Genomic DNA, 13,123 nt, shown 5'->3' on the forward strand with positions numbered 1-13,123 from the left:
ATTGCATTATCTGGTGATTTTGTTATTCAGGGTGCCCCCAAATTGACAGCCGCCGCTGCCGGTATCCCGGTGCAAAGTGTTGTAAGCGCAAGTGTTCCCCTTGTTTTTGTAATGGGATTGACGGCGACATGTACCGCCTATTGGCTGCTGCAGCGCGAGCTGGCCGGGAAAGAAACTCTCGCCGGACGGGAAACAGAATTGTCGCAGGAGAAGTTAACACTATATGGTCAGGACGATGACGCCCTGCTAGGAAACATGCTGTCTTGCACGGCTAAAGGTCTGTTAGCCGTTATGGTGCCGGCTTTGTTTCTTCTCGATGTTGGCATTATGTATGCCGCGGAACTGCAAGGCGGAGATGCTACCGCACTGGTGGGCGGTACGGCCGTGTTTATTTTAGTGTTGATTGCATTATTAGCTCATAGAAACCAGGGGCTGGAGAAAATTACTGCTTATTTTATTGACGGTTTTAAATTTGGCTTTACTGTTTTCGGTCCGGTAATACCGATAGCTGCATTTTTTTATTTGGGAGATGCCGGTATCAGCCAGATTATGGGTAAGGTGTTGCCGCTTGGTTCACAGGGTTTGGTTAATGATATCGGCATGGCCATTGCGAGTGTAGTACCCCTCAATGCCGGGGTAGGTGCGGTTACGGTAACTGTTGTTGGCGCTATAACCGGATTGGACGGCTCTGGTTTTTCCGGAATATCCTTAGCCGGATCAATTGCCCATTTATTTGCGGCGGCTATCGGCTCGGGGATTGCGATACTGACAGCCTTAGGGCAAATTGCAGCTATCTGGGTAGGCGGCGGTACCTTGGTGCCATGGGCGCTCATCCCTGCGGCGGCAATTTGCGGAGTGAGTCCGTTTGAACTGGCCAGAAGGAACTTTTGGCCAGTATTGTTAGGTTTACTTGTTACAACACTCACCGCCATGTATTTGATCTGATAAATCCGGTTAAAATACGAGGTAATCTGCGAGACTTGACATTTGTTAAGTTTTCGCATATTTTTTGTAAAGCCAGGAGGCAATTGGTATTTTTCGCCGAAATATATAGCATATTCATGCACAGACTTTGGGGAAGGGCAGGGATAGTGTGAAGAAAATTGCAGTAATTACAAGCGGTGGTGACTGTCCAGGAATGAACGCCGCTATCCGGGCTACCGTTCGTGTAGCATTAGCGCATGGTGTAGAGGTTTGGGGGATCAAAAATGGATATGCCGGCATGATTGCCGGTGATATGACAGTATTAGATTCACGTTCTGTCGGGGATATAATTCAAAAGGGTGGAACTTTTTTGGGCACGGCTCGCAGTGAAGAATTCAAAACGTTGCCAGGCAGACAACAGGCAGTAGCCAATTTAGAGAAACGGGGTATAGAAGGCTTGGTTGTCATTGGGGGCGAGGGTTCGCTTACCGGCGCCAAGCATCTTAGCGAGCTGGGAATTAAATTTGTTGGTTTGCCCGGGACAATTGACAACGATATTTGGGGAACCGATTATACCATTGGTTTCGATACCGCAGTGAATACTGCGCTGGATGCAATTAACAAGTTGCGGGATACGGCCTCCGCTCATGGGCGGGTGATGCTGGTCGAGGTCATGGGACGGGACTGCGGCTGGATTGCTCTTACTGCAGGTTTGGCTGGCGGTGCGGAATTTATTCTGATTCCGGAAGCCCCCTTTAATCAGGAGGAAATTTGCCGTCAGTTACTGGCATCACGGGCTAAAGGTAAACAGTATAGTATTATTGTTATCGCTGAAGGAGCAGGCAGCGCAATGAGCCTGGGGCAGTACATCCGGACCAAAGCCGGACTGGAGACACGGGTATCGGTTCTGGGGCATATTCAACGCGGTGGTGCGCCAACTGTATCTGACCGGATTCTTGCCAGCCGCCTGGCGGAAACGGCAGTCAGATTGTTGCTTGAAGGCAAGACGGACATCATGATTGGCTATCGTAACAACCAGTGTGTGGAAGTCCCGATAGCCGATGCTGTGGGTAAAAAGAAGGATATTGATCCGGAGTTATACCGCCTGGCTGGTGTTCTATCGCAATAATTTAAAATCCCGCATTATTTCCCTGGAAATAATGCGGGATTTTGTCTAATAACGCAATGTCTGCGGTCGATTTGCAAAAATGTACACTATTAACGGAGTTATAGTAACAAGGTGCTCTGCCTGGTATACTGCTGTTTATTTATTCTTGCCTTAACACCAGGATCTATAATAGTATATATTTGTGTAAGTAGTAGGCTTAAGGGGTGTCTGGCACTCAGCAAGGGAGAGTGGATGTATAAGTATGGCGCTATGGTTTAATAACAATAGGTCTATCGATAAGTTAATTAAATTAACCACCCGGTACTTGGCCGGTGATATGTCGGTTACAGTTAATGTTAATGAATACCCGACGGAAATAAGACCACTTGCGGAGAATATTGCCGCATTGACGGACATGCTTAGGACATTTGCCAGGGAGACACAGGTTTCATCAAGCCAGGTCGCCGCAGCGGTCAACCAGGTCAACGAAGTTATCGGGCAAGCAGCCAGTCTGGCCGAGAGTGCCCGTCAGGAAGCCTGTAGTGCAGATAAACTGTCGCAGGATATTGCGGCAGCCACTAAGCATGCCGCCGCCCAAATTGACGAAATTATGACGGCTACTCAAACTATTACTACGGTAACAGGAAATATTTATGAAGACAGCATTACTTCCAAAACAGCTGCAGAACAAGGCTGTCAGGCGGCTGCCAAAGTCACCGCCGCGATGGACTCTATCCGGGTCGCCTCGGCTGAAGTCGGCGACAGGATTAGTGCCTTGACACAAATGGCGCGGGATATTGATAGCTTTTTGGCAACTATCCAGGGAATTTCCGCACAAACCAATCTCCTGGCTTTGAATGCCAGCATTGAAGCAGCCCGGGCCGGTGAGCACGGACGAGGCTTTGCCGTTGTGGCGCAGGAGATCCAAAAGTTATCAGATGCCAGCGCAATTGCCGCGAATTCGGCGAATAAACTGCTGGCCGAAATTGACGGCGGTGTTTTAGCCGCAGCTAAAGCCTCTGAGCTGGGTGCTATTGCTGTGGAGACAGGAACAAAGGAAATGCGCGAAGCCGATGCCAGTCTCCAGGCGATTTTAGTCGCTAGCTCTCAGGTGGAAGCCAAAGTGGCTGAAACCAGTGCTTCCAGGCAGAATCAACTGGCAGCCACACAAAAGACGGCTGATTTTTTAGGGCAGATTGCCGGTATGGCTGCCGAAGCGGCTGCGCGGATGACTGCGGCAAGCTCTTCCATTGAGAAGCAGGACAAGCATCTGGGGGATACGCGGCAAATGGGAGATATTCTGGCCAAAGTTGCTGATAGTCTTATTACTACTACCGGCAAAATAACACTTATTGACATAAATAGCAATCAACAGGCTGAACTGGATGGAAAAGTCGCACGCTTGCGAACCATACTCGAACAGATGGTAAAAAACGAGCGGATTACCAATATGAGCGTCGCCGAACACAAACATGTTTTGCATGATCTCTTAGCTCAGCATTCCGAGCTGGAGGCAGCCTGGACAAATCTTCCTGACGGGCAATTTGTCGTTTCGCTGCCACCGGCCGGAATTGCCAGCGCCCAGACCAGGGAATGGTTTAAACAAGCCAAAGCCGGGCGTTTCTATGTCTCCGAGGTTTATGTTTCCGCCATCTCTCATCAGCCGTGCTTAACGATCTCCCTGCCGGTCGTCGACGGTGCAGGGGTGATTATTGGTGTATTCGGGGTTGATTTGCGGCTATAATTACATAACAAGCACAAGTAACATTTTGAAGTTCTCAACAGCATCTAAAGCATGTGGTGTTTCTGCAGGCATAACAACGACCTGACCGGTTGTTGCGGTGACGGTTTCAGCGCCGATGGTGACCTCGGCTTTGCCATCGAGAATATAAACCATGGCATCGCCGGGCGCTGAGTGGCTGCTGATAGCTTCGCCTTTGGCAAAGGCAAATAAGGTCATGCTCAGTGTTTTATTCTGGGATAAAGTCAGACTGACTACTTTGCCGGGCTGATAATCTACCAGGTTAACCATTTCCAGTGCTTTACTAAATTCAATATTTTTTATGAATTGCTTTTCCATTACAAAAACCTCCTTATATTTGGGGATGTAGGTTATCTTTACCTTAAGTTTAACAAAACTGCGATATCTATGCTGTGATAAAAGTCACGGTTCATGAAAAACAGGCCCAAGGGGCCTGTTTTTTTCCTTTATCCTGTAACTAACCCGACTAAGATGCCTGCTTCTATAAACGGGAGATAAGTCATCGACTTCTACCTTACGTCGTCATTTAGGTCAAGCGTTCCTTCTTCGGTAACGCGGGTGTTAAGGCTGACCTTTTCCTCATGCCCCCATAACATCCGGGCAACTAAGCTATTGGCTGCATGTTTATTACCTAATTTAAGATCGCTTTCCCGAATAGTGTCCTGGGTGGTGTTTAGGCCGCTTTCCTGATATAAAGCGCTCGTGTTGTCAATGTCGGTTCCTTCCTGAAAATCCTCGTTTGTTGACGCCGGGGGCGTGGACATGATTGCCTCCGAATTTTGCTTGGATTCACTCATAGTAAATTCCTCCCTAAATGAATCTGGTTGCTTTAACTTAGCGTATCCGGCGACAACATGCCGCATACATTTTTCTTAGTCTGCCGGTGACAATTTATGCGCAATACGCATATTTATAAGCATGCGATTCAACATGAGGGCAACGTTGCCTGTGTACCGCGTCAGTTTTACTGACTTGGAACTCACAGGCGATATCTTTTTACGGGAGATGATCGATAATGTGCGGGATTACCGGGTGGATTGACTGGAAAGAGGATTTAACTAAGAAAAGTCATATACTGTCAGCCATGGTCGAAACGCTGGCTGCACGCGGACCGGATGCGCAGGGAGCTTACATTACAACACATGCGGCATTGGGGCACCGCCGCCTTAGTGTTATTGATCCGGTAGGGGGCGCGCAGCCGATGATCCGCTACCGTGGTAATCAAAAATTTGTCGTTACTTATAATGGTGAGCTGTATAATACGGCTGAAATCCGGCAGGAGCTGGAAGCCCGGGGGCATCGGTTCAGTACGCGCTGCGATACCGAAGTGCTGTTAGTGGCTTATATCGAGTGGGGTCCTGATTGTGTGCAGCGTTTTAACGGGATTTACGCCTTTGGCGTTTGGGATGAGACTGAACAAAGTCTGTTTCTGGCGCGGGACCGTATTGGAGTAAAGCCCCTGTTTTATGCCGAACGGGGTACTGGTTTTATTTTTGGCTCAGAGCTTAAAGCCTTGCTGGCTAACCCGCATGTTTGCCCGGAGCTTGATGAAGAAGGACTGGCTGAGGTCTTTATGCTGGGGCCGTCCAGGACACCGGGGCATGGTGTTTTCCGGGGTGTTAAGGAATTAAAGCCAGGTCACAGTATGATGTACAGTCGCCGGGGTACATTTATCAAACAATACTGGGCTCTGCAATCTGCAGACCATACAGACGACTTTCAAACTACTGCAGCGAAAGTGCGGGAACTCTTAATTGATACTGCCAGCCGGCAGTTAGTGTCAGATGTGCCCATATGTACCTTGCTGTCCGGCGGACTTGATTCCAGCGCTTTGACTGCGCTGGCTGCCATGTCGTATAAACAGTCGGGGTTGGGCAGCCTGCATACTTATTCAGTCGATTATGTCGATAATGATTTGTATTTTAAGGCAAGCAGCTTCCAGCCTAATTCAGACGCTCCCTGGGTCGATCGGGTATCAGATTATTTTGCAACATGTCATCATAAGATATTACTGGATACCCCGGAACTGGCGGACAGTTTAAAGCCGGCTGCGGTAGCACGGGATTTACCAGGCATGGCTGATATTGACACTTCACTCTATTTATTCTGCCGTGAGATAAAAAAAGGAGCTACAGTTGCTTTATCCGGGGAGTGCGCCGACGAGGTTTTCGGCGGTTATCCCTGGTTTCAACGGGAAGAGATGATTCATGCAACCACTTTTCCCTGGGCCCCCAGGCCGGAAATTCGTATCCCCTGGCTAAAACCCGAAATCCAGCAGAGAATTAAGCCGGCCGAGTATGTGGCGCAGCGTTACAGTGAAGCTCTGGCCGAAGTACCTGGTTTAGCAGGTGAAGAAAAACTGGCAGCCAGGATGCGTCAGATTTTTTATCTCAGTCTTACCCGCTTTATGCCGACACTGCTCGATCGCAAAGACCGCATGAGCATGGCCTTTGGGCTCGAAGTCAGGGTTCCGTTCTGCGATCACCGGCTTGTCGAGTATGTCTGGAATGTCCCCTGGAGTATGAAACAGCACCACATTAAACATTCACAAAAACTCTATTTCAATATTTACTTCTGGGCTACTTGCCTTTGATCTAGTATTGTCGGTCCGAACTGCAGTAATGGCTTTTATGATGTATAAGGCCATTTTTCTTTTTTGATCAAATGTTCCATTCAAATACTCATTAAGCATCATTTGTATTTGTTCTGAGGTTAGACGGCTTTCTTCTTGTGTTCTAATTGATGCAGCCAACTGCCTTTTATATACCAGTATTTGATCTATCTGTTGTTTCAGTTCTTCAAGTTGGGCATCTGCTTCTTGTTCAGTAATAACCTTTTTATTGAACCATTTCATGACCGTTGCACGTTGCTGAATAATATCGGCTTCACGTTCGGACAATCTATCAATAGCCTTTAGTTTATCGCTGTTGTCGTTAGTAGCTTTATATGATGATCTTATTTCTTCTAATTTTTCCGGGTATTGATTAATCAAGCTTAGGACTTTTAGTATTTGATCTTCTATATAATGCGTGGGGATACGCCTTGCATCACATCTTACGCCACTCCCATATCTATAGTTAGGGTTAGATACACCATGACATACAAAGTATCCCGGATATGGTTTCCTCCCTGAATATTCTATACGCATTTTGCGGCCGCACTTTGCACAATACACAAGGCCGGCAAAAACATGTTCCTTTTTTTGATTCCGTGATGATAAATTTTTATTTTGTTTTAGTTGTCGCTGTGCATTATGCCAGGTTATTTCATCAACAATCGAAGGAATAGATACTTCAATCCATTCATCAGAAGGTCTATTCTCCACCTTAGTTTTATTAATGCCTGTCCTCATAAATTTCTTTCTTAATCCAATATGAGTTCCTTTAAAACGTGGGTTAGTAATCACGTAATACACAGCGTTTGGTGTCCATGCTTTCTTCGACCTATGCGTAACTAATCCCATTTCATTCAATCTCTTAGCTATCATAGATGTACCTATTTTATCTTCAAGCAGCCATGCATACATTTTTCTAATCGTAGCTGCTTCTTCTTCACATATCTGGTAATTGCTTATTTCATGGTCATATCGATAACCAAATGGTTTTGTATCGCTGATTATCTTACCTTTTTGTAACTTCCCTCGCTTTCCGCGAGTAATTCGTTCTATAATCTTAGCCTTTTCATAAGCTGAAACGGCTCCACGTATGGAATAAAATAGTTTGCCTTCTGGTGACTGTTCGAAGGTAACAGACACGAATTTCAGTTGGGCTCCGGCCTTTTCTATATCATCAGTAATAATAAGCTGATGGGATAAATTGCGGGCCAGACGGTCGGGATCATATACTACGACAGCATTATATTGTTTCTTGGTAAGAGCTTCGCGCAATTCGGTTAATGCTGGTCTATCCAAATATTCGCCGCTGTAACCATCGTCCCGATATTCAATTATATTGATTGCTCCCATATCTTCAGCATATTTTTTACATGCATCTAACTGTGTATCAAGAGAGTAACCTTTCTCCGCTTGTGTATCTGTCGAAACGCGAGTATAAATAGCGACATTCATAGTTTCACATCCCTGGTATATGATATATTATTATTTAATTATATACTTTTATCTCCTTCTAAAAACAAACCACGGCCTTTATTGCTGCAAATAGGCTGTGGTTTTCTTCATCTATTTTTGTCGAATAAACGGCAAGTAGTTACTATCTTTCGTTATTTCGACATTTTATGCTATAATATAAAACTATAATGTGTCGATGCGTATTGTTTGTGTGAATATATGTAAATAAATTGTCGCACTGTATACACTTTGAAAAGCAGGAAAAACATTAAGTGTTAGCCAATATTACGCTACTTTTGGACTGACGCTTAATACAAAGCGAGTCAGCCGCCTCTGGGCTGTTCACCCGGAGGTCGGTATTCATACTAAGAGTTGCAGCACTATTGAAGCAAACGGGAAAATCACAACGCTGGCTTGCAAGAGATACAGGTATAGCCTTGCCGACAATCAACGCCCTGGTGCGCGGAACAAAAACCATGTTGACGATTGAGCAAGAGGAAAAACTAGCTAAATCCCTAGGTGTCAATCCAAAAGAATTGTATTACCAAGGGAGGAATTAATATGAAATGTAATTGTATCCAGTCAGTTGATTGACTGGATTTTTATGTTTATTTTCCAAAAGTCCTTGTTAAGTATTACCGTAAAGTGCTATAATCGATACAGAACATATGTTCGGATAACGTTCGATTATTTTGCTATCTTTAAACCTTTTATTTCGGCCTCTTGATGCGTTGTCCTGGCAGCCAACACGTCAAGCATGTTTGCGTGGTGTTCGAGTTTTGATTCTATTTGTTCAGTGTTTCGGTAAGTTTTCTCTACAAGGTCTAGCAGTGCCTGATCTGATTCCTTAAGATTTTTAATCTCGCTTAAAATTTCGGTTTGACCATGTTCTAATCTCTTTTGACCGTGTTCTAAGCATTCTAAGCGGTCAATGATTTTTTGCTGACCGTCAATGAGATGTTTTAATAGTTCTTCCATTTATTATACCTCACTTATTCTTATTAATGATTCTTTGCAAATTGGGGGAGTATTTGTGGCAAATAAGAAAGACAATAGATAGAATCCAGACGTTCATCCAAGTGTTCCTTTAGCCGTTCTGTTTGGTCGCCACGCAGGCTGTAGCCGTCAAAAAGCGCAGATATTTTACTGCCGTGGTCATACTCAATAACTGTTACAGATTTTTCTACTTTAGAAAGCCTTTCATCAATACTTTTTACTGCGGTTAAGATTTCTTTTAACAGTACAAGTTTTTGAAACTCTTCATTAGTCAATGTCATCACCTCGCTTTATAGAAAATATTTATTTTTCGCGTCCTATATAATGAAACTTCTATTGATTACGATTGGGGGAGAGTAAGTGGAAGTAGAGAGGAATGTTAATCAAAAAGATAAAACGATAAAAGAAGAAAATTTAGAACTTCTATTGGCCAAAATGTGGTTACATCAAATTATTTCTGAGATGAAGGAAGAGAATTAATAAGTTTTGCCAAAGCCTCTTGGTGTTCAGCCGAGAGGCTTTTATATTTTTCCATTACTTTTAAGAAACTGGCTTGTTGATCGTCTTTTGACATAGCCCTTATTATGGCGGCAGCACGCTTTTCTTTTTCTGTAACCGCGGCTCTATCTAGGGCGGATAATACACCTTCCATAGTAGGGAATTCATTACTGGTTGCAGGGTGAATGCTAGGTATTATTTCAACTGCTTCGACATCAAATTCAGCCATTGATACGCCGAGCGCATCACATAATTTACGTAGCGTAGCAGCAGTCGGTGTCTTATTAATGCCAGATTCAATTTGACTTAAGCGCCCCTGGCCGATTCCGGCCATTTTAGCTAATTGGTTTTGCGTAAATCCTCTTTGTTCGCGCAAAGATGTTATTCTTTTGCCAATATCCAACGTAAGCACATCCTTATATATACTTAAACGTATTGTATCATAGGAAAATTAAATTTAAAACTTATACGAATTAGTATTGACATGTAATACGAGTTCGTATAAGATATGTATAAAGGAGGTGCAAAAATGCTACTTAAGGAGTTAATGGAAAAGAAGCATTATTCACAGTACCGTCTATCGATTGAATCCGGTGTTTCGCAGGCTCAAATATCCCGTATTTTATCTGGACAACAGCCGCGATTGCCTACTTTGCAAAAGTTGGCCGATGGTTTAAAAGTTTCAGTTTCCGACCTGATCGGCGACAAACCCAAGAAGCTGCCGAAAACTGGTTAAAATTGTCAGTAATTCAGTGTAGGAGGTGAGAAAAATAAAAATAATCTTGGAGAATGATGCAGGCATACAAACACCTTTGATTTTAGATTCCTACATATCGCAAAGACTGAAAGATAATAACTTGACCAATTAATGATTATAGCTGCAGTTTTGAAAGTTTCCATATCTGAACTTATTGATGATGACCAGCAATCGGCCGCTTTATCAAAAACAGGTTAGCAAGTGGCCAACCTCTGGCCGCATATGTTGTACGGGAGGGAGGAATATGAAAATTGATTTCTCAAAGCCGATAGTCGAAGAGATACCTTGTGGTAAAAATCGTAAAGCAACAGTAACTATCACATTTAAAAATGAGCCATCAAATGAGGCGCTCGATGCATACTTTAAGGCCTTTTTAGATGATGCGTTGCGATCCAAAGCCGGTTAATCCGGCTGTAACATTATTGGACAAGGGAGGAAAGAATATGCCTAGGATAAGCGTGTGTACTATTGAGTACATACCGGTTAAGCAAAAGAACCGCCGTTATGTAGCGGACAAGCTACTGGCTGGCACCATCAAAGGCGCAATTATTATAATGTCGGCAATATTCATAAAGGAGTTTTTGTATCAACTGTGTTGGAGATAAAAAATACCTGCCGGGGTAGGGCAGGTAGAAAGTGGGGTGGAGAGTAGATGTTTGCTCCCTCCTGAGTACAAATTTATTTTAGCATGCGAGGGGGTGACATTGTTGCAGTCGGTTTCAGAAGTTAGTTGCGGAAAACAGTTTCCGAGATTTCTCTTGGAAACCATCTTAGAAAAAGGATTTAACGAAAAAACTCTTTACATTGAATCATGTTGCAGGTTTGGCGACGTATTCTCTGAAAGGTCGCTACGCAATTGGTTGTCGGGAAAGCATATACCGGATTTAAGGGCGGTGATAGCAATTGCAGACGTATTAGAAGAACCAAAGATAATCTATGAAAGAATGCAGATTGAAAAAACCAGTTTAGGCATAAAAAATACCGCTTGTTAGGCGGCATGAAAAATATTTGTAAATTTATTATATCACAGAATAGAAACAAATGGAAGTGGTTAATATGGACAACTGCCACCTGTGCCAAGAGCCATTCCTCGCCGATATGCGGCGCTATGACTGGGAAGATTCCCGGGGCTGGGTATACGACATATGCAGCGTGTGCCATGAAAATATCAAAAATAAGGAGGCTTTCCTCATGGGTACATATGAAGTGAAATACCGCGCTGACAATCTGTTTGAGGCGGTTGTAAAAGTAAAGGCAGCTAATGCCAAGGATGCTAAACGGTTAGCGTTGCAGAGTTCGGATGTTATCAGGCTGCAGCAGTTTGGCCGGGTTAAGTTCTCCAGTGTGCGGCTGGTAGAGGGGGCCGCGTAATGGACGAAAAGACCTGCGTAATATGCCTTGCCAGTACCCGGACTGCTGGCACGAATGCGGCGAGTGTTTGAAAAATAGTCAGGAGGCTGATTGAATATGAGTAACTTGGCTGAAAAGCTTGATGAATACCTAGAAGAACAAAGCGGCGCTACTGAGCAGCAAGGTTTTGTTATCGACACGATGGATAGGGCAGATTGGGCAGTGCGGAAGATTGGCGTGTATCAGCAGAAAATCGATGAAATTCAAGCCCTGGCAGAAAGCCGAATTAAGCATATTCAAGACTGGGCCGAGAAAGAAACGCAAGGAAACTTGCAGCAGATAGCGTTCTTTGAATCACTTATCCGGCCATTTGCCGAGCAGCAGTTAAAAGGATCAAAGAAGCGTAGTCTGAACCTGCCGAGTGGTACAGTCGGATTCCGTAAAGGCGGTACAAAGTTCTTTATTGATGGCGAGCTGGTCAGCAGGAAGAACGAAAAGCTTACCAAGTGGGTTAAAGAAAATGCTGTTTCCTTCTTAGTTATCAAAGAAGAGGCTGACTGGGACGAACTAAAAAAGACCATTACGGTGCTTGCGGGCAAAGCGGCTACTGCTGATGGCGAGGTAATCCCTGGTGTTGTTGCTAATGAACAGCCTGACAGCTTCTATGTTAAAGGAAATGCGAAAAATGGATAATATGCTGCACTGGGAAAACCTACGCAAAGTCCCTGCGGATGCCCTCAAAGAAATTAAAGGCGGCAGGCTGAACGGCAAAAGCGACATCAATCCTCAATGGCGATCCGAAGCAATGACAAAAGAATTCGGCCCCTGCGGTATTGGATGGAAGTTTGAAATCGTCAATACATGGACACAGCCGGCACCAAATAATCAAGTAATGGTATTTGTACAAATCAATCTGTATATCAAAGACGGGGATAAATGGAGCGAACCTATACCGGGATTTGGCGGCGACTTCCTCGTTGAGAGTGAGAAAGCCGGTCTGCATGCCAACGATGAAGCCTATAAAATGGCAACTACTGATGCATTAGGAACGGCTATGAAAATGATAGGAGTTGCTTCCGATGTGTACCGGGGGCTGGCTAATGACAGCAAATATGGCCGGGAGAAAACCGAACAGAAGCAGCAACCAACTTCATTCAGTCAGGCACAGCAAAGAATAGCGCAAGATAAAGCGCAGGAACGATCACAACAACAAAGTGGCAGCGGTATCAAATGGGACACATTCTGGTCTAATACCAAGATATTCGGCTTAAACGAAGATCAAGTGCACTTGATAGCCAGCGAGATGTACCAGAAGAAAGTAACAAGCCTGACGGATGTTATCACTTCTCAGGCTGAGCTTAACAAATTTACCTCGGATTTGCGGAAACACGCACAAAAAGCGGGATAAGGAGGTAACACCTAATGGGATTTAAGGTTATCATCCAAGGCGACGACGATGTAATACTCTTTAAATGGCCGGTTGAAGAAGAAACCGCAAAATCGTTGATTGTGACAGCGGTTGGCAGAAATGCACCGCGGCCTAGAGAGGTGCAGGCACAGAAGCAGCCGGAAACAGCAATACAGGCAGTACCTGATATGTGTTGTCCATCCGCCAAACAAGACTCCGACACGGACGGTGAGCCTCCCTAAAGTAGCCAAGCG

At 44.7% G+C, this 13,123-nt stretch carries 18 protein-coding genes (1 of these 18 only partly in view); 12 read left to right on the top strand and 6 right to left on the bottom strand.

The annotated features are described in order from the left end of the window. The 3 genes from SATMO3_RS05730 to SATMO3_RS05740 all read left to right on the top strand — a co-directional run. Nucleotides 1–945 carry the 3' portion of a hypothetical protein gene (locus SATMO3_RS05730; protein WP_371378756.1) on the top strand. 474 nt of this gene lie to the left of the window's left edge, so the window shows 945 of its 1,419 coding nt (coding positions 475–1,419); its start codon lies off the left edge, out of view; its stop codon occupies nt 943–945. A 148-nt stretch (nt 946–1,093) separates the two neighbouring features. After that, nucleotides 1,094–2,053, top strand: a complete 960-nt coding sequence (pfkA, locus tag SATMO3_RS05735) for a 6-phosphofructokinase (protein ID WP_371378759.1) — start codon at nt 1,094–1,096, stop codon at nt 2,051–2,053. A gap of 241 nt (nt 2,054–2,294) precedes the next feature. Beyond that, nucleotides 2,295–3,776 carry a methyl-accepting chemotaxis protein gene (locus SATMO3_RS05740; protein ID WP_371378762.1) on the top strand — a complete coding sequence of 494 codons (1,482 nt, stop codon included), beginning with the start codon at nt 2,295–2,297 and terminating at the stop codon, nt 3,774–3,776. Here SATMO3_RS05740 and SATMO3_RS05745 read toward each other — a convergent pair whose 3' ends face one another. Further along, nucleotides 3,777–4,112, bottom strand: a complete 336-nt coding sequence (locus SATMO3_RS05745; protein WP_371378765.1) for a cupin domain-containing protein — start codon at nt 4,110–4,112, stop codon at nt 3,777–3,779. Between the two features lie 191 nt (nt 4,113–4,303). After that, entirely contained in the window at nt 4,304–4,591 is a 288-nt protein-coding gene (locus SATMO3_RS05750) for a hypothetical protein (protein ID WP_371378768.1), read from the bottom strand. A gap of 218 nt (nt 4,592–4,809) precedes the next feature. Here SATMO3_RS05750 and asnB point away from each other — a divergent pair, with 218 nt between their 5' ends. After that, the gene (asnB, locus tag SATMO3_RS05755; protein ID WP_371378770.1) at nt 4,810–6,387 is read left to right on the top strand and encodes an asparagine synthase (glutamine-hydrolyzing); all 1,578 of its coding nucleotides are present in this window, start codon (nt 4,810–4,812) and stop codon (nt 6,385–6,387) included. Here asnB and SATMO3_RS05760 read toward each other — a convergent pair. Beyond that, on the bottom strand, nt 6,340–7,860 hold the full coding sequence (locus SATMO3_RS05760; protein WP_371378772.1) for a recombinase family protein: 1,521 nt from the start codon (nt 7,858–7,860) through the stop codon (nt 6,340–6,342). The two genes, asnB and SATMO3_RS05760, sit on opposite strands and share 48 nt — an antisense overlap. A gap of 383 nt (nt 7,861–8,243) precedes the next feature. Here SATMO3_RS05760 and SATMO3_RS05765 point away from each other — a divergent pair, with 383 nt between their 5' ends. Further along, nucleotides 8,244–8,420, top strand: a complete 177-nt coding sequence (locus tag SATMO3_RS05765; RefSeq protein ID WP_371378775.1) for a helix-turn-helix domain-containing protein — start codon at nt 8,244–8,246, stop codon at nt 8,418–8,420. 127 nt (nt 8,421–8,547) lie between these two features. Here the strand turns inward: SATMO3_RS05765 and SATMO3_RS05770 are convergent, their stop codons facing one another. The 3 genes from SATMO3_RS05770 to SATMO3_RS05780 form a co-directional block, all read right to left on the bottom strand. Beyond that, a complete protein-coding gene (locus tag SATMO3_RS05770; RefSeq protein WP_371378779.1) occupies nt 8,548–8,838 on the bottom strand; it encodes a hypothetical protein in 291 nt (96 codons plus the stop codon). A gap of 23 nt (nt 8,839–8,861) precedes the next feature. Continuing rightward, nucleotides 8,862–9,131: a hypothetical protein gene (locus tag SATMO3_RS05775; RefSeq protein WP_371378782.1), complete on the bottom strand. Its 270-nt coding sequence runs from the start codon at nt 9,129–9,131 to the stop codon at nt 8,862–8,864. A 176-nt stretch (nt 9,132–9,307) separates the two neighbouring features. Continuing rightward, the gene (locus SATMO3_RS05780) at nt 9,308–9,757 is read right to left on the bottom strand and encodes a helix-turn-helix domain-containing protein (protein ID WP_371378784.1); all 450 of its coding nucleotides are present in this window, start codon (nt 9,755–9,757) and stop codon (nt 9,308–9,310) included. A 126-nt stretch (nt 9,758–9,883) separates the two neighbouring features. On the opposite strand from SATMO3_RS05780, the gene SATMO3_RS05785 reads away from it, so the two are divergent. From SATMO3_RS05785 to SATMO3_RS05815, 7 genes are all read left to right on the top strand, one after another. After that, nucleotides 9,884–10,090, top strand: a complete 207-nt coding sequence (locus SATMO3_RS05785; protein ID WP_371378786.1) for a helix-turn-helix domain-containing protein — start codon at nt 9,884–9,886, stop codon at nt 10,088–10,090. A 265-nt stretch (nt 10,091–10,355) separates the two neighbouring features. Further along, nucleotides 10,356–10,517, top strand: coding sequence for a hypothetical protein (locus tag SATMO3_RS05790; RefSeq protein ID WP_371378789.1), 162 nt, complete (start codon nt 10,356–10,358; stop codon nt 10,515–10,517). Between the two features lie 37 nt (nt 10,518–10,554). Further along, a complete protein-coding gene (locus SATMO3_RS05795) occupies nt 10,555–10,716 on the top strand; it encodes a hypothetical protein (RefSeq protein ID WP_371378792.1) in 162 nt (53 codons plus the stop codon). Between the two features lie 586 nt (nt 10,717–11,302). Beyond that, nucleotides 11,303–11,482 (top strand): hypothetical protein, encoded by a 180-nt coding sequence (locus SATMO3_RS05800; protein WP_371378795.1) that lies wholly within the window; start codon nt 11,303–11,305, stop codon nt 11,480–11,482. Nucleotides 11,483–11,578: 96 nt separating this feature from the next. Further along, a complete protein-coding gene (locus SATMO3_RS05805; RefSeq protein WP_371378798.1) occupies nt 11,579–12,154 on the top strand; it encodes a host-nuclease inhibitor Gam family protein in 576 nt (191 codons plus the stop codon). Then, nucleotides 12,105–12,869: a hypothetical protein gene (locus SATMO3_RS05810; protein WP_371378801.1), complete on the top strand. Its 765-nt coding sequence runs from the start codon at nt 12,105–12,107 to the stop codon at nt 12,867–12,869. Before SATMO3_RS05805 ends, SATMO3_RS05810 begins: the two co-directional genes overlap by 50 nt. A gap of 14 nt (nt 12,870–12,883) precedes the next feature. Beyond that, nucleotides 12,884–13,111, top strand: a complete 228-nt coding sequence (locus SATMO3_RS05815; RefSeq protein WP_371378804.1) for a hypothetical protein — start codon at nt 12,884–12,886, stop codon at nt 13,109–13,111. Nucleotides 13,112–13,123: the final 12 nt, after the last annotated feature.

The sequence above is a fragment of the Sporomusa aerivorans genome, from assembly GCF_041428895.1.
GTDB lineage: Bacteria > Bacillota > Negativicutes > Sporomusales > Sporomusaceae > Sporomusa > Sporomusa aerivorans.

Bases quoted from the DNA above. Each gene is read 5' to 3' on its own strand.
- SATMO3_RS05740 (WP_371378762.1), top strand. From the start codon at position 2,295: ATGGCGCTATGGTTTAATAACAATAGGTCTATCGATAAGTTAATTAAA.
- SATMO3_RS05760 (WP_371378772.1), bottom strand. From the start codon at position 7,860: ATGAATGTCGCTATTTATACTCGCGTTTCGACAGATACACAAGCGGAG.
- SATMO3_RS05795 (WP_371378792.1), top strand. From the start codon at position 10,555: ATGCCTAGGATAAGCGTGTGTACTATTGAGTACATACCGGTTAAGCAA.
- SATMO3_RS05800 (WP_371378795.1), top strand. From the start codon at position 11,303: ATGGGTACATATGAAGTGAAATACCGCGCTGACAATCTGTTTGAGGCG.
- SATMO3_RS05810 (WP_371378801.1), top strand. From the start codon at position 12,105: ATGAACAGCCTGACAGCTTCTATGTTAAAGGAAATGCGAAAAATGGAT.
- SATMO3_RS05750 (WP_371378768.1), bottom strand. From the start codon at position 4,591: ATGAGTGAATCCAAGCAAAATTCGGAGGCAATCATGTCCACGCCCCCG.
- SATMO3_RS05790 (WP_371378789.1), top strand. From the start codon at position 10,356: ATGAAAATTGATTTCTCAAAGCCGATAGTCGAAGAGATACCTTGTGGT.
- SATMO3_RS05770 (WP_371378779.1), bottom strand. From the start codon at position 8,838: ATGGAAGAACTATTAAAACATCTCATTGACGGTCAGCAAAAAATCATT.
- SATMO3_RS05745 (WP_371378765.1), bottom strand. From the start codon at position 4,112: ATGGAAAAGCAATTCATAAAAAATATTGAATTTAGTAAAGCACTGGAA.
- SATMO3_RS05815 (WP_371378804.1), top strand. From the start codon at position 12,884: ATGGGATTTAAGGTTATCATCCAAGGCGACGACGATGTAATACTCTTT.
- SATMO3_RS05805 (WP_371378798.1), top strand. From the start codon at position 11,579: ATGAGTAACTTGGCTGAAAAGCTTGATGAATACCTAGAAGAACAAAGC.
- asnB (WP_371378770.1), top strand. From the start codon at position 4,810: ATGTGCGGGATTACCGGGTGGATTGACTGGAAAGAGGATTTAACTAAG.
- SATMO3_RS05785 (WP_371378786.1), top strand. From the start codon at position 9,884: ATGCTACTTAAGGAGTTAATGGAAAAGAAGCATTATTCACAGTACCGT.